Raw genomic sequence first — 22,395 nt, 5'->3', positions numbered from 1 at the left:
AGTGTTGACTTTACTCTTGATCAGTGCAAATGGCAGAGTGCAACAACCCGGCGCCTGGTCATATACGGATTATAATGATTACACTTTTAAAGATTTTAAGGATTATCCTGCTGCTTCGAAACGGATACAGCCGGATTCAATCGATTACAAATTGCTGCATGCTGCCGTTTTTTATGCCACCAACGCGCAAAGATACAAAAAGCATTTGCCGCCTTTTCAGCATTCTCCGGCACTGGAGTATGCGGCCCGGGCTTATAGCCTGGATATGGTGATATATGATTTTTTTTCGCACAAAAGTCCGGTGACCGGAAAAACGAATCTGGCGGATCGGTTGTCTCAGGTAGGCCTGAACATGGGATACCGCGCTGAAAATATTGCGATCGCATTTGCACTTGAATACAAGTCCGGGCGACCGGTTTACACCCCTGCCCAAAATGGCGGATACTTTAGCTATACTCATCGGGGGCCGGCGCTGGAGTACAGAACCTATCTTGACGTTGCAGAAACTGTGGTTCGTCAGTGGATGAATTCACCCGGACATCGACGAAATATATTAAATAGCAATCTAAAATATCTGGGGATAGGCGCCGCTTTTTATCGCCAGCATGATTTTTATAATATGGGCGCTTTTAAAATAACGCAGAATTTTTCCAGTGAGGACATGTGATCATTTTCGGTGCGCATTCAAAAACTATTGCGATTTTTATGGCAGCGTTGATAGTATTGAGCTTTTCCAGCATCGCTCTTACTCAAAATATTCAAAAAGCCGAATCCTGGCTGCGCGCTGAAGCCGAACGCAAAGAACAAAGGGCAAAGCGCCTGCTCACAGGCGCTGGAACTATTACAGATAATCAAGAAAAATATGATGTTCATTACTATGCTTTGAAACTTGATCTGGATGTCGCGGAAGAGTATCTTGCAGGGGAAATGACCGTAAAGGCATGGGCTCTGGATTCCCTGCACCACATTGAACTGAATCTACTGGACGAAATGAGGGTGGATTCAGTTTTAGATCGCGGAAAACGACTCAGCTTCGGACATGTTGATGATTTGATACATGTGAATTTATCCGCACCTGTTTCCCCGGACAGTAGCTTTTCTCTCAGCGTCTATTACAGCGGTTATCCGGAGAACGGCACGAGAATGCATTTCGGCTTTGATACTTATCAGAATAAACCGATGATATGGTCTCTGAGTGAACCTTTTGGCGCAAGAACCTGGTGGCCCTGCAAGGATTACCCAAAGGACAAGGCAGATTCAGTAAATATTTATATTACAGTTCCACAGGATTTAATCGTCGCGTCTAACGGGCGCCTGGTCAAGACCACACCTTTGGGTGAAAAGCGTACTTTTCACTGGCATGAACAGTATCCCATTGCAACTTATCTGGTTTCAGTTGCCATCCATCCCTATATCAATTATCAGGATTGGTATATTACCGCTTCCGGAGATTCAATTTTATTGGATTATTACGTATTTGCTGAGCATCTGAGCGCGTTAAAAAATAATTATGCCAAAACACCGGAAATGATGTCCGTATTCTCTGAACGTTTCGGCGAATATCCATTCCCTGAAGAAAAATACGGGCATGCTGAATTCCTGTGGGGCGGCGGCATGGAACACCAGACCATCAGCAGTCTCGGATATTGGGGCGAAATTCTGATCGCTCATGAACTGGCGCATCAATGGTGGGGGAACATGGTCACCTGTGAGAATTTTCATCATATCTGGCTGAATGAAGGCTTTGCGACGTATGCAGAAGCTCTGTGGAAAGAATACCTGGGCGGAGCGGATGCTATGCGCCAATGGATGAATTACAAGCGATACCTGGGAGAGGGTACGGTGTTTGTTGAAGATCCGCTTCAGGATGATATTTTTCATTATGAACTGACTTATATGAAAGCAGGATGGGTGCTTCATATGCTGCGGCATGTGGTCGGGGAGACCGTGTTTTTCGAACTACTCCACGAGTATAGAGAACGATTTTATTTCAAGACCGCAGTGACCAAGGATTTTCAGACAGTGTGTGAAGCCGTGAGCGGGATGGACCTGGAGCCGTTTTTTCAGCAGTGGATTTATGAATCCGGCTATCCGTTCTACCGTTACACGTGGAAGACGGAAAAAACATCGAGTGGAAACTATCTTTTATCGATCATGATCCATCAGGTTCAGGATGATGTTGTCTATCAGATGCCGATTGATATGCAATTACAATTTACAGCCGGGGATTCAACGATCGTGCTTCAGAATAGCAAGCGTTCGCAGGCTGTTCGAGCTCACTGTATCTGAACCTCCCGCAGACGTTAATCTGGATCCTGATCACTGGATTTTACGCCGGCAGCAGGAACTGAGTGTAAATGCGATCCGATTGCAACAGATTAAACTTTTGGATGAACGGGACAACAATCTGGTCAATCTTTTACCCGGACAATCAGCTCAATGCCGCTTCCATCTGCATAATGACGGTATCGATCTTGGAGAAACATACGGTATTTTGCGCACGGACAATCCGTTTGTAAGAGTTCTGACGGATTCAGTTCACTTTGGCAATGCTGCAGCACAGGATACACTGCCGTTGCAGTCGCGGCCCTTTGACATACAGGTTTCACCGACCGCCCGTCCCGGCCGAGTCGATTGTGAGCTCTGGCTCTATAATGAGAACAATATTCCGCTGTTTCCGGTTCACACAAGCTTTTATGTCGGGCCTTCCCAGGTCATTCTTATCAATGATGCAGTTGAAGCAGATGCCGGTGATTATTTCAGGCATCTGTTCGAATCACGTTATCTTTCATATTCTGTTTGGACTAATAAAGTCCGCGGTTTAATACCAGCTAAAGCAGTAGATGCGCCGCTCTGGATTTGGTACAGCGGGGACGATGCGCAATTTAGCCTGACCGCCGAGGAACAAAATGCATTGATGTCCATAGTTAACAGCGATAATCATCTCATTCTTATCGGCTCTAATGTGGGGTATGATCTGATCGAACAGGGTACAGCCCTGGATTCATTGTTTTACCATCATGTGCTGCATGCCCGTTATGAATCCAGATCTGCGGTCTCTTCAATGATTTCCGGGAATTTTTACTATCCGTATTGGCGTGATTTGACATTGAGCTTGACTCATCAGGATACTCTTGAGCAGATACATATTGGAAACGTTATAGAATCCATTGATCCGGCACAGGACTGTTTTTTGTATCCGCTGGACAATGGCGCAGCAGGTATTTTCTATGATGATAAAAAGAGCAGGCCGAAAGCAGATTTATTTATCTTTTAACCCGGTAAACTTTTGTGATGCCTCAGGAAAGAGCCGCTTCAGCTGGTTTGACCGTATTAATTCCTGGTTTCAGCTTGACTCGGACACAGACGTTGCCGGTGTAAAACAGCAGCCCGAAACATATTTTACAGTGCGAAATGTTCCAAATCCGTTCAATCCGGAAACTAAAATTGATATTCAGCTGCCCGCCCCGGGACACGTGGAGATTGATGTTTATAATTCACGGGGGCAACATGTGCGCCCTCTCTATTCGGGGCGCATGGATAGGGGGATTCACAGGATCAAGTGGGATGGCAGAGACAGACGGGGGTTGGATATGTCCAGCGGTGTTTATTTGCTGTCTATTGCTTTGGAAACCGATAACCGGGTTTTACAAAAGACACTGAAAATGATAAAATTAAAATAAATTTCTGCGTATTGATTAAAAAAGGGGGTGCCATGACTAGAGATTACAAAACCATTAAATCCTGGCCTGAACATGAACGACCTCGGGAACGGCTTTTAAAATATGGACCGGATACTCTATCCGAAGCCGAGCTGTTGGCGATTATACTGCGTACCGGCAATGGCCGGGCATCTGCAATGGGCCTTGCGCGTCAACTCCTCAATGAATTTGACGGCTTGCGCGGTCTGGATACCCAGCCTGCCGAAGCTTTATGCAAAGTGAACGGCATTGGAATTGCAAAAGCAGCGCAGCTAAAGTCTGCTCTTGAATTATCCAAACGTCTGGTGCAGCAGCAATGGGGAACGCAAAACCGCCGAATTCATTCTTCCGAAGATGTATATCAGTGTGTCAATCTCCGGATGCGTGATTTAAATCGTGAGGAATTTCGGGTGCTGTTTCTGACCTCGCGCAATGAATTGATCGCCGAGAAAACACTATTCGAAGGCAGCTTGTCCGAAAGTGTGGTGTCTCCGCGCGAAGTCATCTTGAAAACAGTGCAGTTATCTGCTGCCCGCATTATACTGCTGCACAACCATCCCAGCGGTCATCCCGATCCGTCAGATGCGGATAAAAAAGTGACCCATAAACTGGTGACAGCATGCCGATATGCTGAAATTGAAGTTTTGGATCATATTATCATCGGCAAGGATTCTTTTTTCAGTTTCGCGGATCACGGTCTTTTAAGGTCTGGTTGACCCAGAGTAAGCTGTATCAGTCTTTAATGCCGTATCTGTCCATCTCCGTTGACGATGAATTTTTGGGTCGTCAGGGATTCGAGTCCCATGGGCCCATAGGCCTGAAGCTTTGTGGTAGAGATGCCGATTTCTGCTCCAAGACCGAGTTCACCGCCGTCGGAAAAACGCGAAGATGCATTTACCAGCACAACCGAGGAATTAACACGCCTGAGGAATTCTTTGGCGTTTGAATAATCGTTTGTGACAATAACGTCGGTGTGATCAGATCCGTACTTTGCGATATGATCAATGGCGTCATCGAGACTGTCCACCACACGGACGGCGAGAACAAGCGATAAAAACTCGGCAAAATAATCATCCTCCGAGGCTGACTTTACGTCCGGCAATACTTTTCTGGTGTTATTACAGCCGCGCAGTTCCACACCTTTGGCGTTCATTGCTCTTTCAGCATCCGGCAAAAAATCAGCGGCAATGTCCTTGTGCACCAGCAAAGTTTCCAATGCATTGCAAACGCCCGGTCTTGATGTTTTGCCATCTATCAAAAGATCGACCGCTTGAGCAACATTCGCCGATGAATCGACGTACTAATGACATACGCCCTTGAACGTCTTGATAACCGGGATGCGGCTGTTCTCGGTGACAAACCGGATCAACCCTTCACCGCCGCGCGGGATGATAATGTCGATATAATCTGATAATTTGAGCATTTCCTGAACAGCTTTCCGGTTGGGGGTCGGGACCAGGGTGACCATAGCCCTGGGAAGACCGGCCTGTTCCAGGCCGGTATGCAACGCAGCTGCTATGGCCTGATTGCTGTGAAATGCCTCGGAGCCGCCTCTTAGAAATACACTGTTTCCGGCCTTGAAACATAGTGCTGCTGCATCGGACGTCACATTGGGACGGGATTCGTATATCATACCAATGACGCCGAGCGGTATACGTTTCTGTGAGACTTGTAATCCATTGGGACGTCTCCAGGTTTTTGTGATTTCACCCACCGGGTCCGGCAATTGAGCAATTTCACGCACGGCTGCGGCCATTTTTGATAATCCCGCATGTGATATCACCAGGCGGTCGATCATGGCGGCGCTTAAACCATTGGCTTTTGCATTTTCAACATCCTTGGTGTTTTCAGATACGATAAATTGGGCTTGATCTATCAGAGAATTGGCCATTTTATGCAATACATCATTTTTAACATGTGTAGATAATTGTGCAGTAATTTTACATGCACTCCGGCATTGATCGGCCAAAGCCATCAATTGTTTGGATAAATCAGACATAATCCTCTCCTTTTTATATTTTATCTTTCAAGGACTTTGGGCTGGAAAACAGCACCAGGTCATCTCGGTGAACAGCGACATTCGTATAACTGTACCCCAATATTTTTTCAATTGCATGACTTTTCTTGCCAATAATTTTCAAAAGATCAGAAGCGTCATATTGACTGATGCCCTTGGCGATTCTCAGTATAGTTCCGGAGGACCTACGAAAGATAATGGCGACGGCATCACCCCGAGTGAACTGCCCCTTGATTTCTACAATTCCGGATGGCAAAAGTGAGGCGCCTTTAAAAGCAATGGCTTTGGCCGCTCCCTGGTCTATCCAGATTTCACCGGCACCGGGAAGTGCATGCAGCATCCAGTGCTTTTTGGCTTTGATCGGAGTGTCATGTTTTTTAAATATCGTGCCGCATATTTCACCCTCTAATAATCTTGTCAGGCACTCGGGGCGCGTCCCGTTGAGAATAACGGTATTGATTCCGCGCGCCGTTGCTTTCTCTGCTGCTTCAATTTTTGTAAACATACCGCCTGTGGCATTTGGATCATTCGCTTTTCCGGCCAGATTGTATATGGAGCTGTCAATGTTTTCAACCACGGGAATAAAGCCGGCTGAATGGTTTTGTCTTGGATCTGATTGATACAAGCCGTTAATATCAGAGCAAATAATCAAAAGGTCCGCATCCGCAAGCACGGCAACATGAGCGGCGAGGTTATCATTGTCTCCTACCTTGAGCTCATCAATGATGACTGTATCGTTCTCATTCACGATGGGGAGTGTGTCCAGTTCAAGCAGTTTGAGAATGGTATTTTTGGCATTTACAAACCGTTGTCGATCATTTATCCCCTGATACGTTAATAAAAGCTGGGCGCAGGGAAAATCAAATAATTGTTTCCAATGATCCATTAATAGCGGTTGTCCGATGGCTGCGACAGCCTGTTTTTCCGAAATATTGAGTTGATGTTTGGAATACTTTGCATTTATTTGCGTCAATCCGGCTGCAACCGCTCCGGAACTGACCAGTATGATTTGCCGGCCCGACTTTCTGCAGGCGCTGATAAACCGGGCTATCCCGGACGTATACAGAGCGCTGATCGTATTGCCTGGGGCCACAAAGTGCACTTCCGACTTTGATCACAGCCCGTTGCCACTGTGGAGTTTTTATTTTTACCTGCTTGGCCATTAATCATTCCGGTTTGAATAGAGGTTGTTTGGATTGTGTAGCGTCTCAAATACGGTTTTTTCATCCAAATAGGGGGTGTACTGTAAATAATCGAGCCCTGAATCAAAAATAAACTCTGTCAGCAATGTCTTGATCGTGTCGACGAGTTCTTTACCATCCCAGGGCTTTTCGATGTATCTGTCAATATGTGCCTGATTAATGGCGCGTATGGCAATCCCTGGTGGGTGGCAAGGCCCGTGAGTAGTATGGTTTTGATTTTCGAAAAGCGTTCATCCTCCTTTAATTCAATCAAAAAATCAATTCCATTCTGATCCGGCATAATGTGGTCGCAAATCACAATGGCGATATATCGTCCGGCTGATTCCAGCTCTTCAAGCACCTGGCAGGCTTCTGAGGCTGATCCGCAGAATGAGAGGTTGAGGTCTGACTGGAATAGGGTCAGATCGCGCTGCAGGGTATAAAGCACATTTTCCTGGTCATCAATACAGACTATGTTTAATCGTTCCATACATACACCTCACAGTGCTATTTTAACAGAAAACGTTGTTTTGCCGGGTTTGCTGTCTACACGGATGGTACCGTTGCAGTAGCTCAGTAATTTTTCAACGATGGACAGTCCCAGACCCAAACCAAATGACAGTCCATCAACTTTGGTGGTCACATGCGGCTCAAATATATGAGGGATCAGTTCCTTCGGTATCCCAGGGCCATTATCCGTAATCTCGATAAACGCATTTGAATCTCGCTTAAAAGAGTGGATGTATATTTCAGGCTTTACTGTTTCTGCATGACTCAAACTCTGACACGCGTTGGTCAAGAGGTTGGTCCAGACCTGTACCAGTTCAGATGGATTGGCCTGAATCTCAATATCGGTTTCGATATCAATATGCAGATCGATATGTTTGCACTGGGGATAAATTAAAGTCAGCGCCTCGTTTATCGTCTCGCGGATACTTACCTTGTTTAATTTTTTTCTCGGTTCAGAGCCTAATGAACGCATAGATTTAATCACTTGCGATGCTTGATTGGCGGAGACGCTCATATCATGCAGAGTTGTGGCCAATTGCCATTTAAAATACAGGTTTTTTATGGTATTGGGTGTAATGTGCTCATTATCGGATTCATCGATTTTTATATTCATTTCTGACAAGTGTTGAATACTCTGGCGGTCATAGTCCGTATTTTTTTCGAGTTGCTTATACAACTGCCGGGTGTCGCGCGTGGAGAGGGCGCGACCGTTCTCCAGTGCATTGTATAAAAGATTTTTTTCCCGCTCGCCTTCAACGGTAACAATGTCCTGAAATTTGCTGCACAGCCACTTTGTATTTCTGGACAACACCGAGAGGGCATTATTTAATTCATGGGCGATTCCGGAAGCCATTTGTCCCAGAGAAGCCAGTTTTTCATGCATGATGAGCTGGTTCAAAGTCTCATGTTTGTCCAGAGCAGCTTGCTGCAGGTTGAGCGTTCTGCTGAATAATTCATGCACCACTACAGGCATAAAATCCTGATAGAACTGATGCACAAGTTTGTCCTGATCGATAGAGTCAAAGGTGAGAAATCTCAATACCGATGGTTTACGTGCAAGGACTGTGGCGCCGCTCTTGAACGTACTGGAAAAAAAGCTATGCACGCCAACAAACATATCAGGCTCGACGGTAAACAAGCGAATCCGCTCTCCTGCCAGCTCATGATATCCATCCAGCTGACCGGATTCCAGCAGATAAAGCCGATCGTTAAATTTATCCTGTCGCATAATCAGGTCATGAGTGTTAAAGGCAACGCGGCTGCCTGGATCGGAAAAATAATGGTCTCGTATGTATTAGAGATCATCAGGGTATGTTGCTTGTTTTTCGGTTCATACAAAGTGTACCGCTTTCAGGATAACCATCAATACGGCCAGTCCTATCAATCCCATGATACCGATCAACAGTGCGGGTTTGGCCATGTGTTCGGTCCGAATGATTCCGGTGGCATGCGCCATCGCGTTCGGAGGTGTGCTGATGGGCAGGGCCATAGCCAGTGAAGCTGCGAGTGTGACGGTAAGGATCAGCAGCTTGGAACCGTAAACAGCGACTGAGGACAGATTTGCTCCCATGGCTGCAATAATCGGCAGCATCAGGTTGGCTGTGGCTGTTCTGGACATGAAATTAGCCAGAGTAAAGGTGATCATTGTCGCGATACCAATAATCAGTAGCGGAGATAGGGTGTCAAACGGGATGCTGTCGATTATATGAAGAGCCAGTCCGGTTTCTTCCATGGCATTACCCAGTGCGATACCGCCGGCCAGCAGCCATAATATATCCCAGTTCAGGCTTTTCATATCCTTGGCTGATACAATGTTGGTCATGGAAAAGACGACGATTGGGATCATGGCCACCGTGTACGAATTAATGCCATGCATAAAATCGGTCAACCATTAGAAAAATGGTAATACCAAAGGTGATATAGATGGTAATGGCACGCCAACCTTTTAAAAAATGTCCTTTAATATCAAGATTCACCGCTTCCACGCGGGATGGATAGAATCGCCATATTAAAAACCAGCAAAACAGAAGATTGACCAGTACAAATGGAATACCGAATGTCATCCACTGAGCAAAAGACACAGAGTCTGCGCCTGTGAGATATTTTAATGCAATAGCGTTTGGAGGTGTCCCGATTGGCGTCCCAATTCCTCCCAAATTTGCAGAAAAGGGGATTGCCAGTACAAATCCGATTTTGCCGGGATCATCATGCGGAAACAGCTTTAAAATCGGCATGAGAATGGTAAGCATCATAGCTGCTGTGGCGGTGTTGCTCATAAACATTGAAAAGACTGCTGTCGTAAACATGAGTCCGAACATGATATACTTGGGTTGCGTTCCAAAGGGCTTTAGCAAAACTCTGGCCAGGTTGGTGTCGAGTCTGTATTTGGCAGCCGCTGCCGCCAGGTAAAATCCACCCAAAAAGAGGAAAATAACCGGAGAGGCGAAGGATGCCATGATTTTCCGGTAATCAAGGGCGTTGTCCGGTGCGATCGCAGATCGTAATCCCAGAAAAGCAGTGTCGGACAGCATGAGAAGTAAAAGGACAATAATAAGTATTGAAGTGGCGTAGATTGGCACAAGCTCTGTTACCCACAGAAACAGGGCGCAGAGAAAAATTGCAACAAGCCGGTGTTCAACGACTGTCAACCCCTCAATTCCAAGCCATTCTGACGGCAACAACAGAATCAAAAGCGGAACACCAAATGATAAAATAAATTTAAATCGTTTTTTCATAAAAAATTCAGTTGTAAAATTTACCCCAAGATAATAAAATTCACTGTGAAAACAAAGAAAGCTCATAAGAAATTAAATGTAAAGGCAATTAACTTTGCCGATCGGACAGAACCGAATGAGTATTCAGTTTCATTGTGTATTATTTGAAATTTATCTTGCATCAATATAGTATTATATTTATATTTTTCGAGCTAAATGATGTTGTGTAGCGCGGCATACAGACTTTTCTGCACTCTATGTTTCGCTTTAACTGATATGATCATTAAACAGGTAACATACCCTTGTCTTCAAAACAAACAAAAAATGATTCTGGATCTGATCAGGATTTTATAAAGAGGGCATTGAACTTGGCTGAGCGCGGACGTCTGCGGGTCAGTCCAAATCCAATGGTGGGCGCAGTTGTCGTAAAAGACGGAAATATTGTAGGAGAGGGGTATCATCAACTTTTCGGACAGGCGCATGCTGAGGTGAATGCTTTAGAACATGCCGCAGACGATGCTCTTGGCGCTACCTTGTATGTGACTCTTGAACCTTGTTCGAGGACCGGAAAGACAGGGCCTTGCACGGCACGTATTGTATGAAGCGGGTATCAGCCGTGTCGTGGTAGGCATGATAGACCCAAACCCGCAGGAATCCGGACGCGGTATAGAATTTTGAGATCCAAGGGGATTAGCGTTGATGTTGGGATTCTCGAAGAAAAATGTCAGGAATTGAATAAAGGATACGTAAAGTTCATCCAAACCAGCCTGCCGTTCATCACCTTGAAAATTGCTCAGACCCTGGATGGGCGAATTGCAACAAGTACGGGCCATTCCAAGTGGGTGACCTCGGAAGAAGCACGCAAAGCCGGACATCGATTGCGTGCCAGGCACGATGCGGTACTGGTCGGGATCGGGACTGTCCTCAATGATGATCCGCATCTGACTCTGCATGAAACAAAAGGGGTGCTGCCCAGACGGATTGTCCTGGATAGTAAGTTAAGAGTGCCTCTCGACTCCAATGTCATCGCAGATGATTTGGCGAGCAGGACCATTATTGTGACCTCAAGTCAAGCCTCCAAAGAGAAAGTACAGCGCATTGTGGAGCGTGGCTCAACAGTGCTGGTTCTGAATGCAGATGATAACGGCCATATACCCCAGCAAGTACTCTGGAAGGAACTGGGTGAACTTGGCATCACATCCGTTTTGGTTGAAGGGGGAAGCGGAGTGCATACGGAATGCCTGCGTACCGGCAATGTGGATGAGGTTATTATTTTTATTGCCCCCAAGCTTTTGGGCGCCGGTCTTGATTCCGTAGGGGACCTGGGAATAAGAAATATGAATCAGGCGTTGGAGTTAAAAAATTTAAAAATCAAACGCTTATCCTCTGATATTATGATTTCAGCGAGATATGATACTCAAAAAAATGAAAATTGATCATGTTCACAGGCCTGATTGAAAAAGTCGGTATATTGCAGGCGTTGGTAATAAAGGGGGATGCCGCACATCTCTCCATAACGTCGGAACATTTTTTGGCCGACACCCAAATTGGAGACAGCATTGCAGTGGACGGTATCTGTTTGACAGTCATCCGACGCTCGGATGATGCATTTACAGTAGATGCGGTGCAAGAAACTCTAAACCGAACTACGTTGGGAACAAAATCACCTGGAGAACGTGTTAACCTGGAAAAGGCGCTTATGCTCAACCAGCGCCTTGGAGGACATATTGTTCAAGGGCATGTTGACGGAGTGGGCAAAATTCTGAGAAGAATGCCTCTTCAGCAAGGTATGAGCTTTGAGATCAATATACCGGATACATTGAATGAATTTGTTGTGGAAAAAGGATCAATTGCCATTGACGGGATCAGTCTGACGGTTGCAGCTGTTAATACGAACCGAGTTACAATAGCAGTTGTTCCACACACGCTGAATTCCACTACGCTCGCGTCGAAAAAAACAGGAGATTTTGTGAATCTGGAAACGGACATTTTGGCGAAATATGTTCATAAAATGGTTGCACCCGCGGGCAGGGAATTGACTAAAAAAAAATTAGAAGAATTGGGATTTTAATACATGAAATCGAAATTTAATACCATTGATGAGGCTGTTGATGCTCTGACACGGGGTGAAATTATCATTGTTGTAGATGATGAAGAGCGGGAGAATGAAGGTGATTTTATCCTGCTGGCAGAAAAAGCCACTCCTGAAAAGATAAATTTTCTCGCACAAAAAGGCAGGGGACTTGTCTGTGTGGCCATGTCACGCGATAAATTAAATGATCTCGAACTGTATCCCATGGTCCAGCATAATACGGCTCACATGGCAACAAAATTTACCGTTTCCGTTGACGCCCGGTACGGAATCACCACAGGAATCTCCGCGCATGACCGCGCGAAAACCATACAAGATCTGGTAGACCCTGATTCTACTCCTCAATCTTTTGCAAAACCCGGTCATATTTTTCCTATTTCTGCCGAAGAGGGCGGTGTTCTCAAGCGTGCAGGACATACTGAATCCGTCGTGGACCTGGCCAGATTATCCGGCGCTCGGCCGGCCGGTGTGCTTTGTGAAATACTGAATGAAGATGGCACCATGGCCAGAGTGCCGGAGTTGCTGCAGCTGGCTGATGAATTTGACATGAAGATCATCACAGTCCGGGATTTGATCGAATACCGACACAAAACTGAAAATCTGATCCACTGTGTGGCGTCTGCAAATTTACCGACAAAGTACGGGTATTATCAGCTCAGAATTTACTCCAATGCCCTGGATAATAAAGAGCATCTGGCCATTATTAAAGGAGATGTTGATACGGATGAACCCGTGTTGGTTCGTGTGCACTCTGAATGTATAACAGGTGATCTTTTGGGTTCATTGCGCTGTGACTGCGGCGATCAGCTCACACAGGCGCTCAAAACCATTGAAAAAGCGGGACGGGGTGTGGTACTGTATATGCGCCAGGAAGGCCGGGGAATCGGACTGGTCAACAAGATAAAAGCGTATCATTTGCAGGATAACGGCAAAGATACAGTAGAAGCCAATGAAGAGCTGGGATTTGCAGCTGATCTCAGAAACTATGGCTTGGGAGCGCAGATACTGAGTGAGCTGGGAATCCGGAAAATTAGGCTGCTTACCAACAATCCGAGAAAAATAGTCGGACTTACGGGGTATGGATTGGAAATTGTGGAACGATTGCCTATTGAAATTCTGCCTAATGTTGTTAATGAAAATTATCTTCGTACGAAACGTGACAAACTGGGTCATATGATATTACTCAGTGATCAATCAAATAGCGCATGCCAAACAAAAAAGGATGAACACAATGCCTAAAATATATGAAGGACAACTTGATGCGAGAAACAAGACGTTCGGAATCGTGGTCAGCCGCTTTAACGAGCTGATCTGCAGTAAACTGCTTGACGGCGCGTTTGACTGCTTGACTCGGCATGCTGCAGATATGGACAAGGTGGATGTGGTCTGGGTGCCTGGAGCGTTTGAAATTCCTATTGCGGCCCAAAAAATGGCGCAAAGCGGAAAATACAGCGCCGTTATTTGTCTGGGAGCTGTGATTCGCGGCGATACTCCGCATTTCGAGTATATTGCCGCCGAGGTGACCAAAGGCATTGCACAGGCTTCACTAGAAGCGGGATGTCCGGTGTCTTATGGAGTCATCACCCCGGATACTCTTGAACAGGCCATTGAACGGGCCGGTACAAAATCCGGAAATAAAGGCTGGGATGCCGCCCTCGGCGCAATAGAAATGGCCGATCTGTTTTCATCTCTTGAATAGGATTCCCCATGATTTTTCAGAAAATACGATACGGTCTGTTTTTTCTCTTACTTGTCACGCTGAATATTGCCGGATCTGAGAATATACGCAGCTGGAAAACCATCACCAATTTGACTGATATTGAGGAAATGGTTCTTGTCGGTGATGAAATTTGGTGTGCCACCAACGGCGGGGTTTTGACTCTGGATACCCGGACAAAAGAATTTAATTCTATTACCAATACGGAAGGTTTAGAAGGTATCAATATAACCTGTATTGAATACGATGCAAGAGGTTATATTTGGAACTGCATTAAGTAATGGATTCATTCAGGTTTACAATACCGGGACAAAAACCTGGCAGTTTTATCGCGGTTTTGAGAATCAATCGACCATACAAGATATTCATATTAATGATGAATTTGTGCTAATCGGATTTGATAAACGGACTTGCACAATTGCGTCTTGACGCAATCAACAGGTGGGAGCTTTACTGGATCGCTGAGATCGGAAAAGTTGACCATGTTTTTAATGATGGTGAACACATTTGGCTTGCCCAGGACGGCAAAGTCCTCCAAAACGAGACAAACTATCCGAATCTGCAGATTCCGGCGAGCTGGAAATCATATTCCAGCGATGATCATTTCAATTCTGCATCTGTTCTGACCTTTTTTGAATTAAATTCCAATATTTATGCAGGCGCAACAAACGGACTCTACCAGTTCCAGACTGATCAGTGGGTGCGGCTGGGTTTTAATGATGAATCTGTAAATTCCATAACGATGTGGAATGACAGATTAAGCTTGATTACCCGTAATGGTATTTATGCTCAAAATAAAGCCGGGGAATGGCAAACCATTTCAAACGAGATTCATAACGCGAACGATTTGATATCTGATGCACAGAATGAGTTGTGGGCAAGTCAGCCCGGTTACGGATTGATTAATTTTTCCGGCAGTATAGGTTCTCTTTCTGTAGAGAATTGTTTTCCGAACGGTCCCGGTACCAACAGTTTTTCCGATATGGTCATCGATCAGGATGGTCATCTGTGGACAACCTCTGCCGGAAACGGCATTAATTTTTACAATGGCTCCACATGGAAATCGTTCAAGCGGAAGAATGGCCTGCCCTCTGATGATTTTCGCGCCATCGAGGTGGATGAAAACAATCGTATCTGGGCTGGGTCCTGGGGCGGAGGAGTGGTTCGCTTTATAAAGGTCAATGATGATTCTGTCACGTTTGATGTAATGCGTTCCATGGATGGAAACCTGGCCGGAATCAGTTCTGATCCAAATTATATTGTCGTTCGGGATATTCTATGTGACCCTGATAATAATTTATGGTTTTCGAACTATCTTGCAGCTGATAGAAAAGTGCTGGCAGTACGCGATCCGGAAGGAAACTGGCAGCACTGGAGCACTGCGGATGGTATCCGTTCGAGTGAAGTGTCCAGGCTGACGGTTGACAACAGCGACAGGATCTGGATTGCTACGGATGTCTCAGGATTGTCTGTACTTGACTATGGAGAGTCGTTACTTGATAAATCGGATGATGATTTGAGCGGTTATTTGAATACAGCGGAGGGACTGGAAAGTGACCGTGTTAATGCGGTGGCCTATGATTTGGACGGTACCATGTGGATTGGTACATTGGAGGGACTCAATTACTGGTTCGCCGGCAGTGTGAGTACCAACTATAATGTTATTAATGATGTAATCAATGCAATCCTTATCGATCCGCGTAATAATAAATGGTTTGGCACCCAGGGCGGTCTTTCTGTTATGCAATTTGATGGTGTAAGCTGGGATCACTATTCCACCAATGACAGTCCGCTTGTGTCAAATAATATCACATGTTTTGCGTTGGATAAAAGCTCCGGTGACCTCTATATTGGAACAACAAATGGGCTTTCTGTTCTGAGGACTCCGTTTACACAACCTGAAGAAACTCTTGACAAGGTCATGGGATATCCGAATCCGTTCGTTCTTGACCAGAACGGTGCGTTATTTTATATGAATAAACTGGCGATCAATTCCGCCATCAAAATCTTTACGTCAGAAGGTCGGCTTGTCCGCACAATCCCCGAGGATCAAGTCCCTGGTGCACAAGCTGTTTGGGACGGAAAAAATAATAATGGAGAGACTGTGCAAAGCGGTGTGTATGTATACCTGATCACTGCAGAAGACGGTGAACGCACCGTCGGAAAAGTCGCAGTTATCAACCCCTGATTCTGAAAATTCTACCTTCGGGGGAAATATCACTTGCAAAATATCCTTTTTTGTTGTTACTTTTAGATGAACAATATTCTGCGATGCTATGCTAAAAAGTCTTTATATCAAAAATTACGTCCTGATTAATGAACTTTCCATAGAGTTCGGAGAGGGACTGAATATTATAACAGGTGAAACCGGAGCCGGTAAATCAATCCTGGTGGGCGCCGTAGGTGCGATACTTGGCGATACCCTGGACAAGGAAAGTGTGCGTCAGAATGCCGACAAGGCTGTTTTCGAAGCGGAATTTCTGCTGCAGCGACCCGATTTTTTAAAACCATTCTTTAAAGAAAACGAGCCTGGATTCGATAGGGGCTGCTCTTTTACTGCGCCGCGAATTGAACCGTAACGGCAGAACGCGAAGCTTTATCAATGATTCGCCGGTACCGCTCAAAGTTCTTTCCAGCCTGGGTGATTTGCTGGTTGATGTGCATGGTCAGCACGAACATCAGCTTTTATTGCGGCCGCGTGAACATGTGTTTTATCTGGATGCCTATGCAAAAAACGAGGATTTGCGCCAGTCTGTTGCCCTGGCCTATCGGCGTTTAAAGGCTTTGCAAAAAGAACTGGATTCCGTGATTGCACATCAACAGGAACTTGAACAATCCAGAGACTATATCGAGTTTCAGCTAAAAGAAATCTCCAAAGTGGCCCCCATGCCGGATGAGGATAGTGAACTAGAAAAACAAGAACGCATATTATCCAATTCACAGTATTTATATGAAAAGGTGAATGCAATCTATAACGATTTTTATGAGAAAAATGGCGCTGTTGTGGAAGTCATCAAAGGTGCAGAAAATTCTCTGAAAAATTGTTCGGATATTGATTCAAAGCTTTTTCAACTGGTGGAGGAGTGCGAATCCGCGAGAATTGCTGTCCAGGATGTGGCGGAATCATTGCGTGAATATACTTCTAAAATCACCTTTGATTCCAGTGCACTGGAACGCATTCAAACGCGGCTTGCCGCTTTAAACGGACTCAAGAAAAAATACGCGCCAACGATACAGGAAATACTGGATAAAAAACAATTGTTTGAAAACGAGCTCGGCCGGATTGACAATGTCGATGAGACAATCAAATCCCTTGAGAATAAAATGGGTACAGTTAGAGACTCGTTGACGGATTTTGCTTTGAAATTGTCTGAAAAGAGAAATTCATCAGCAGAATATCTGGCGCAAAATGTGAATAAAGAATTGTTAAAACTTGGGATGGAAAAAGCGAGTTTTTCTGTTGATAATAAACAGACAGACACAGATTCTGAATTATATGTCCAGGACGGGACGAGAAAACTCAGAGTGACAGAGAATGGTATAGATCATATAGAATTTCTTATATCCTCAAATCCCGGCGAGCCTCCCCGGCCCCTGGCAAAGATCGCTTCGGGCGGTGAAATTTCCCGGGTGATGTTGGCCTTAAAGTCTTTACTGGCAGAGGCTGATAATGTCCCGGTTCTCATTTTTGATGAAATTGATGCAGGCGTTTCGGGTCGAATTGCTCAGTCTGTCGGCGTCAGCCTCAGAAAACTGGCCCAAAGCCACCAAATATTATGTATCACTCATTTACCTCAAATTGCCAGTATGGCGCACACTCATTTTGTCGTTGAAAAATATGAAACGGATGGAACCACGAATACTCAGATACAACTGCTCGACTATGAACAGAGAATTGAAAATATTGCAAGGTTGATGGGCGGCAAAATCCTGGACGATTCATTCAGGAACTCGGCTGCTGCATTGATTCAGCAAGCAGAAGAAATCAGTGATTAAATTGTTATTTAACCGTAATCGCGAGGACTATATGAATTTTAAAATGTTTTTACTCTTTGGCTTGGCAGGATTTACATTGCTCCTTTTTCAATGCGCCTCGCAACAATCCTCCCGGGATTCAATGACGGAAGATGACGAGCAGTTTCGGCAGGAACTTTTGGCAATGCTGGAAGATGCAGAAGATTCTCCGGATACCGCTGAATCAGAACAAACGGATGATGAGATTCTGACCATTCTTAATGAAGATCCTGATCAGGTCGAGACCTCGGATAACGCCGGGGATACCCGGGATTCAGCGCAAAATGAAAACGATGATTGGTGGTCGGAAACAGATGATATATGGGCCGACACTGAAGAAGAAACAAGTGATACCCGGCAGAGTGAACAATCTGCGCTTGAATTTCAAGATGAATTCACCGTCAGTGAAGGAAGCGCCGATGTGGGGGATATCCCCACGACATTAAATAAAATGGAAATGTCACTCGACCAAAAATCAAAGAAATTGGATAGTCTGCGTCAGGTATTGGAAGATAGAGGGGAACGGCTCGATCAATTGGAGAATAAAATGCGTTCTGCCAAATCAGGCGGAAGCGTGTCTGGCGGGACGAGCGGTTCTTCCGGATTTTCGAATGCCTACCGGCAGGCTCGCTCTCAGTTTGAACAAAAGAACTATCAGGCCTGTATTCAGAGTATGCAGACATTGCTGCAAAACTATCCGTCCAGCAATATGGCGGATAATTGCCAATACTGGATAGCTGAATCCTATTTTGGTCTGGGGCAGTATGAAAAGGCAGTCATTGAATTTCAAAAGGTTTTTGCATACGAACCCACAGACAAGCATGATGATGCACAGCTCATGATTGCATTGTCCTACAGGCGCATGGGGCAAACTGAACAGGCTCAGCAGGCGTTTCAATCCTTTTTGGATTCTTATCCGGATAGCGAGTATATTGGATTGGTTCGTAAATATATGAATCTGTAAACAGTGACGGGATAGCAGATATGTCCGATTTTATTCATTTGCACAATCATACACATTACAGTTTGCTGGATGGTGCCTGCCGTATACCTGATATGGTGGAGCGAACAAAAGAATTGGGTATGTCGGCTCTTGCGATCACCGATCATGGAAATATGTTCGGCGCTATCGAATTTTATCAGACATGCCTTAAAAATGATATCAAGCCGATTATCGGTTCGGAAGTATATGTGGCTCCGGACGGCCGTTTTGATAAGGAAGGGGCCAAAAAGAATCGGCCCACGGCTTACCATCTGGTTCTGCTGGCTAAAAATATGCACGGTTACCGGAATTTAATGAAGCTTGTGTCTTTCGGTTATCTGCAAGGATTTTACTACAAGCCGCGCATAGATATGGAATTGCTGGAGCAATACCATGAAGGTCTGATTGCAATGAGCGCTTGTCTCAAGGGAGAAGTGTCCCAACGTTACCTGAAAAACGGCTTGCAGGATGGTATCAATGCTGCTGAACAATATCGTTCATTATTTGGTAAGGATTATTATCTGGAAGTTCAAAAGCACGGCATCCAGGAGGAAGATACCGTAAGAGAGGGCATTTTTCAGATTAGTGAGCAAACAGGAATCAAAGTCCTCGCAACCAATGATATCCATTATCTGAAAAAAGATCATTGGGAAGCTCATGACGCGTTGTTGTGTTTGCAAACCGGCAAAGACATAGAAGATACAAACCGGATGCGTTACAATACTCATGAGTTGTACTTTAAAACCGCTGATGAAATGGCCGCCCTGTTTTCCGATCACCCTGAAGCATTGACCAATACACTCGAGGTCACTGAAAAATGCAATCTGGAAATGAATTTTAAGGAATATCATCTGCCGGAATTTGAAATTCCCAATGAAAGCGATGCCAAAGACCTGAAAGCGTATCTAAAGAAACTTGCTTATAATGGGCTTGAAAAAAGATATGAGAATGTGACGCCAAAGTTGAAAGAAACGTCTCGATTTTGAACTCAAAATCATAAACGATATGGGCTATGCGGGAATTCTCTCATCACTCAGGACTTTATCAATTGGGCGAAAGAACAGGATATACCGGTTGGACCAGGACGCGGTTCGGCAGCCGGAAGTCTTGTTTCTTACAGTTTATATATAACGGATCTTGATCCCATTGGTTATGGACTTTTTTTCTGAGCGTTTTCTTAATCCGGAACGTGTCAGTATGCCGGATATTGATATTGACTTTTGTTATGAACGGCGCGAAGAGGTCATTGATTATGTAAAAGACAAGTACGGCGAAAACAGCGTCTGTCAAATTATTACGTTTGGGACTATGGCCGCCCGTGCGGTTGTGCGCGATGTGGGTCGCGTTCTCAAAATGAGTTACGGGGATGTAGACAAGATCGCCAAACTTATCCCCACACAATCCAAAAACCTGCAGCAGGCTCTCGATACAGTCTCTGAATTGTCCGAGCTTGCCAAACAGGATGAAACACACAGGCGCCTTGTTGAATATAGTACAGTTTTGGAAGGTCTGGCCAGACACTCATCGACACACGCAGCCGGTGTTGTGATTGCTCCGGGAGAGTTGACGGATTATATCCCGCTTTACAAAACCAAAGAAGGCGATATTACCACCCAGTATGAAATGAAGGTTCTGGATGAGTGCGGTATGCTCAAAATGGATTTTCTCGGTCTGCGGACATTGACGGTTCTTCATAAAGCCATCGCGGCTATACGTTCCCGTGGTGATGATATTGATCTTCAAAATATACCGCTTGACGATCCCAGAGTATATGAACTGTTCTGTGAGGGACAAACAGTTGGCATTTTTCAGTTTGAGAGTTCCGGTATGCAGGAATACATGCGAAAACTAAAACCCAACTGTGTTAACGATTTGATTGCTATGAATGCGCTTTATCGTCCCGGTCCCATGAGCAATATTGATTCCTATATCAATCGAAAGTACGGCAGGGAAGATATTGATTATCTGCATCCATTGCTGGAGCCGATCTTAAAAGACACCTATGGTATTATTGTTTATCAGGAACAAGTTATGCGAGTTGCCAGTGAGCTTGCAGGTTACTCTCTGGGTGATGCGGATATGCTCAGGCGTGTCATGGGAAAAAAGAAAATAAAGGAAATGCAAAAGCACCGCATTCAGTTTATTAAAGGGTGCAAAAATCTGCATAATATTCCCGAGCAAAAAGCGGTTGAAATATTCACCTATATGGAAAAGTTTGCCAGTTATGGCTTTAATGAGGCGCATGCCGCATGTTATTCAATTGTAGCTTATGCAGACGGCATATCTTAAAGCACACTATCCGGCTGAATTTATGGCTGCTACCATCAGTTCAGAAATGGGGAATACCGATCGAGTGACCATCTTAATTGAGGAATCGCGGCGAATGGGACTCAATGTCCTTTTGCCGGATGTAAATGAAAGCTATACCGACTTTGTGGTGACCGACTCTGGTCTTCGATTTGGGCTGGGAGCTGTGAAAAATGTTGGCTATGGTACTATTGACAGTATTGTGAATGCAAGAAAAGAAGGAGGGCGTTTCGAAACATTGTTTGATCTGGCCAAACGAATGAATGGCAACGGACTTAATAGAAAAGTGTTGGAAAGTTTAACAGAGGCCGGCGCTTTGGATAGTTTGGCTGGTAATCGTGCTGAAAAGCATTCTGCTGTTGAAGCTGCGCTCGGTTTTGCCTCCAAGCTCAGGAACGGACAAAAAGACCGGGCACAAGGCTCCCTCTTTGATATGAGTGATGAAGCATTGGAAGTATCCGAACCCGAGCTGGAATCGAAAAAAGACTGGACGGACAATGAAAAACTTGAGCGGGAAAAAAATGTTCTCGGCTTTTATCTGTCCGGTCATCCGCTTGATGAATTCCGTGAACAAATTGATGCTTTTTCAACCGTGAAACTGGACCAGGCTTTTAATCTGCGCGAGAAAACCTCAGTCAGAATATGCGGAATGATCACACATTTAAAAAACCATATTGATTCTAAAAACAGACGCATGGCTTTTTTTAGCGTACAGGATCTGACTGGTTCTATGGAAGGTCTTGCATTTGCAGATACCTACAGCAGCTATCAAGAGTACCTGCAGGAAGACAAGGTTATTGTGATTACCGGAAAAATCAACAAGAAAGAAAATTCAGATGCCAAAATCATTGTGGATTCTGTGACCTCTCTTGATGAGGCAAGAGAACGGTTCACGAAGAATCTTTGTCTGAATGTGAATACCACTGATATGACCGAACACCATGTGGATCAACTGTTGGATGTGTTTGAAAAAAATAGCGGCAACGTGCCGGTGTATTTTAATATCAAGGTGCCGGAGACAGGCGCGTTTCTGGTCCGGTCCAGAGTCTATCAGATTAATCCGAATTTAGAAATATTAACTCAATTACGAAATATTGTAGGACGCGAGAACGTCTGGATTGGCAGTTAGACTAACATCGCAGCCATAACAATTCAATTTA

Annotated in this window: 21 protein-coding genes and 3 pseudogenes; 19 read left to right on the top strand and 5 right to left on the bottom strand. The window is 45.0% G+C overall.

The features are described from left to right. Positions 1-16 precede the first annotated feature (16 nt). From U5R06_08060 to radC, 5 genes are all read left to right on the top strand, one after another. Complete coding sequence (locus tag U5R06_08060) at positions 17-667, top strand: CAP domain-containing protein (protein MDZ7722756.1); 651 nt, start codon at positions 17-19, stop codon at positions 665-667. Positions 668-705: 38 nt separating this feature from the next. After that, entirely contained in the window at positions 706-2,289 is a 1,584-nt protein-coding gene (locus U5R06_08055; protein MDZ7722755.1) for a M1 family metallopeptidase, read from the top strand. A 79-nt stretch (positions 2,290-2,368) separates the two neighbouring features. Beyond that, positions 2,369-3,277, top strand: coding sequence for a hypothetical protein (locus tag U5R06_08050; GenBank protein MDZ7722754.1), 909 nt, complete (start codon positions 2,369-2,371; stop codon positions 3,275-3,277). After that, positions 3,231-3,683: a FlgD immunoglobulin-like domain containing protein gene (locus tag U5R06_08045; GenBank protein ID MDZ7722753.1), complete on the top strand. Its 453-nt coding sequence runs from the start codon at positions 3,231-3,233 to the stop codon at positions 3,681-3,683. Before U5R06_08050 ends, U5R06_08045 begins: the two co-directional genes overlap by 47 nt. Before the next feature lie 32 nt (positions 3,684-3,715). Beyond that, positions 3,716-4,417, top strand: coding sequence for a DNA repair protein RadC (gene radC, locus U5R06_08040; GenBank protein ID MDZ7722752.1), 702 nt, complete (start codon positions 3,716-3,718; stop codon positions 4,415-4,417). A gap of 23 nt (positions 4,418-4,440) precedes the next feature. On the opposite strand, the pseudogene U5R06_08035 reads toward radC, so the two are convergent. The 5 genes and pseudogenes from U5R06_08035 to U5R06_08015 all read right to left on the bottom strand — a co-directional run bounded on the left by U5R06_08035 (position 4,441) and on the right by U5R06_08015 (position 10,144). Next, a pseudogene (locus U5R06_08035) lies at positions 4,441-5,676 on the bottom strand (glutamate-5-semialdehyde dehydrogenase). Positions 5,677-5,713: 37 nt separating this feature from the next. Next, positions 5,714-6,863, bottom strand: a pseudogene (gene proB / locus U5R06_08030) (glutamate 5-kinase). Positions 6,864-6,999: 136 nt separating this feature from the next. Next, entirely contained in the window at positions 7,000-7,389 is a 390-nt protein-coding gene (locus U5R06_08025; GenBank protein ID MDZ7722751.1) for a response regulator, read from the bottom strand. 9 nt (positions 7,390-7,398) lie between these two features. Next, positions 7,399-8,637: a HAMP domain-containing sensor histidine kinase gene (locus U5R06_08020; GenBank protein ID MDZ7722750.1), complete on the bottom strand. Its 1,239-nt coding sequence runs from the start codon at positions 8,635-8,637 to the stop codon at positions 7,399-7,401. Positions 8,638-8,739: 102 nt separating this feature from the next. Beyond that, a pseudogene (locus U5R06_08015) lies at positions 8,740-10,144 on the bottom strand (SLC13 family permease). Positions 10,145-10,425: 281 nt separating this feature from the next. Here U5R06_08015 and U5R06_08010 point away from each other — a divergent pair. From U5R06_08010 to U5R06_07945, 14 genes are all read left to right on the top strand, one after another. Beyond that, the gene (locus U5R06_08010; protein MDZ7722749.1) at positions 10,426-10,725 is read left to right on the top strand and encodes a bifunctional diaminohydroxyphosphoribosylaminopyrimidine deaminase/5-amino-6-(5-phosphoribosylamino)uracil reductase RibD; all 300 of its coding nucleotides are present in this window, start codon (positions 10,426-10,428) and stop codon (positions 10,723-10,725) included. Between the two features lie 72 nt (positions 10,726-10,797). After that, complete coding sequence (ribD, locus tag U5R06_08005) at positions 10,798-11,559, top strand: bifunctional diaminohydroxyphosphoribosylaminopyrimidine deaminase/5-amino-6-(5-phosphoribosylamino)uracil reductase RibD (protein ID MDZ7722748.1); 762 nt, start codon at positions 10,798-10,800, stop codon at positions 11,557-11,559. A 2-nt stretch (positions 11,560-11,561) separates the two neighbouring features. Further along, positions 11,562-12,194 (top strand): riboflavin synthase, encoded by a 633-nt coding sequence (locus U5R06_08000; protein ID MDZ7722747.1) that lies wholly within the window; start codon positions 11,562-11,564, stop codon positions 12,192-12,194. 3 nt (positions 12,195-12,197) lie between these two features. After that, the gene (locus U5R06_07995; GenBank protein ID MDZ7722746.1) at positions 12,198-13,454 is read left to right on the top strand and encodes a bifunctional 3,4-dihydroxy-2-butanone-4-phosphate synthase/GTP cyclohydrolase II; all 1,257 of its coding nucleotides are present in this window, start codon (positions 12,198-12,200) and stop codon (positions 13,452-13,454) included. After that, on the top strand, positions 13,447-13,914 hold the full coding sequence (ribE, locus tag U5R06_07990) for a 6,7-dimethyl-8-ribityllumazine synthase (protein ID MDZ7722745.1): 468 nt from the start codon (positions 13,447-13,449) through the stop codon (positions 13,912-13,914). Before U5R06_07995 ends, ribE begins: the two co-directional genes overlap by 8 nt. A gap of 8 nt (positions 13,915-13,922) precedes the next feature. Beyond that, the gene (locus U5R06_07985) at positions 13,923-14,213 is read left to right on the top strand and encodes a hypothetical protein (GenBank protein ID MDZ7722744.1); all 291 of its coding nucleotides are present in this window, start codon (positions 13,923-13,925) and stop codon (positions 14,211-14,213) included. 137 nt (positions 14,214-14,350) lie between these two features. Next, on the top strand, positions 14,351-16,120 hold the full coding sequence (locus U5R06_07980) for a two-component regulator propeller domain-containing protein (GenBank protein ID MDZ7722743.1): 1,770 nt from the start codon (positions 14,351-14,353) through the stop codon (positions 16,118-16,120). 88 nt (positions 16,121-16,208) lie between these two features. Continuing rightward, the gene (locus tag U5R06_07975) at positions 16,209-16,511 is read left to right on the top strand and encodes an AAA family ATPase (protein ID MDZ7722742.1); all 303 of its coding nucleotides are present in this window, start codon (positions 16,209-16,211) and stop codon (positions 16,509-16,511) included. After that, the gene (gene recN, locus U5R06_07970; protein MDZ7722741.1) at positions 16,501-17,928 is read left to right on the top strand and encodes a DNA repair protein RecN; all 1,428 of its coding nucleotides are present in this window, start codon (positions 16,501-16,503) and stop codon (positions 17,926-17,928) included. The genes U5R06_07975 and recN overlap by 11 nt, the downstream gene beginning before the upstream one ends. A 31-nt stretch (positions 17,929-17,959) precedes the next feature. Further along, the gene (locus tag U5R06_07965) at positions 17,960-18,910 is read left to right on the top strand and encodes a tetratricopeptide repeat protein (GenBank protein MDZ7722740.1); all 951 of its coding nucleotides are present in this window, start codon (positions 17,960-17,962) and stop codon (positions 18,908-18,910) included. Between the two features lie 20 nt (positions 18,911-18,930). Next, positions 18,931-19,914: a PHP domain-containing protein gene (locus U5R06_07960; protein MDZ7722739.1), complete on the top strand. Its 984-nt coding sequence runs from the start codon at positions 18,931-18,933 to the stop codon at positions 19,912-19,914. A gap of 42 nt (positions 19,915-19,956) precedes the next feature. After that, on the top strand, positions 19,957-20,097 hold the full coding sequence (locus U5R06_07955) for a hypothetical protein (GenBank protein ID MDZ7722738.1): 141 nt from the start codon (positions 19,957-19,959) through the stop codon (positions 20,095-20,097). Then, positions 20,081-21,217 (top strand): DNA polymerase III subunit alpha, encoded by a 1,137-nt coding sequence (gene dnaE, locus U5R06_07950; GenBank protein ID MDZ7722737.1) that lies wholly within the window; start codon positions 20,081-20,083, stop codon positions 21,215-21,217. Before U5R06_07955 ends, dnaE begins: the two co-directional genes overlap by 17 nt. 22 nt (positions 21,218-21,239) lie before the next feature. After that, entirely contained in the window at positions 21,240-22,364 is a 1,125-nt protein-coding gene (locus U5R06_07945; protein ID MDZ7722736.1) for an OB-fold nucleic acid binding domain-containing protein, read from the top strand. Positions 22,365-22,395 lie beyond the last annotated feature (31 nt).

The sequence above is a fragment of the candidate division KSB1 bacterium genome, from assembly GCA_034521575.1.
GTDB lineage: Bacteria > Zhuqueibacterota > Zhuqueibacteria > Residuimicrobiales > Krinioviventaceae > JAXHMJ01.
Note: the sequence above shows the minus strand (reverse complement) of the source record. Positions and strands in the feature narration are given on the sequence as shown.

Bases quoted from the DNA above. Each gene is read 5' to 3' on its own strand.
- U5R06_07965 (MDZ7722740.1), top strand. From the start codon at position 17,960: ATGAATTTTAAAATGTTTTTACTCTTTGGCTTGGCAGGATTTACATTG.
- ribE (MDZ7722745.1), top strand. From the start codon at position 13,447: ATGCCTAAAATATATGAAGGACAACTTGATGCGAGAAACAAGACGTTC.
- U5R06_08045 (MDZ7722753.1), top strand. From the start codon at position 3,231: ATGATGATAAAAAGAGCAGGCCGAAAGCAGATTTATTTATCTTTTAAC.
- U5R06_07985 (MDZ7722744.1), top strand. From the start codon at position 13,923: ATGATTTTTCAGAAAATACGATACGGTCTGTTTTTTCTCTTACTTGTC.
- U5R06_08020 (MDZ7722750.1), bottom strand. From the start codon at position 8,637: ATGCGACAGGATAAATTTAACGATCGGCTTTATCTGCTGGAATCCGGT.
- dnaE (MDZ7722737.1), top strand. From the start codon at position 20,081: ATGGACTTTTTTTCTGAGCGTTTTCTTAATCCGGAACGTGTCAGTATG.
- radC (MDZ7722752.1), top strand. From the start codon at position 3,716: ATGACTAGAGATTACAAAACCATTAAATCCTGGCCTGAACATGAACGA.
- U5R06_07960 (MDZ7722739.1), top strand. From the start codon at position 18,931: ATGTCCGATTTTATTCATTTGCACAATCATACACATTACAGTTTGCTG.
- U5R06_07995 (MDZ7722746.1), top strand. From the start codon at position 12,198: ATGAAATCGAAATTTAATACCATTGATGAGGCTGTTGATGCTCTGACA.
- U5R06_08000 (MDZ7722747.1), top strand. From the start codon at position 11,562: ATGTTCACAGGCCTGATTGAAAAAGTCGGTATATTGCAGGCGTTGGTA.
- U5R06_08055 (MDZ7722755.1), top strand. From the start codon at position 706: ATGGCAGCGTTGATAGTATTGAGCTTTTCCAGCATCGCTCTTACTCAA.
- U5R06_07975 (MDZ7722742.1), top strand. From the start codon at position 16,209: ATGCTAAAAAGTCTTTATATCAAAAATTACGTCCTGATTAATGAACTT.
- U5R06_08025 (MDZ7722751.1), bottom strand. From the start codon at position 7,389: ATGGAACGATTAAACATAGTCTGTATTGATGACCAGGAAAATGTGCTT.
- U5R06_07945 (MDZ7722736.1), top strand. From the start codon at position 21,240: ATGGCTGCTACCATCAGTTCAGAAATGGGGAATACCGATCGAGTGACC.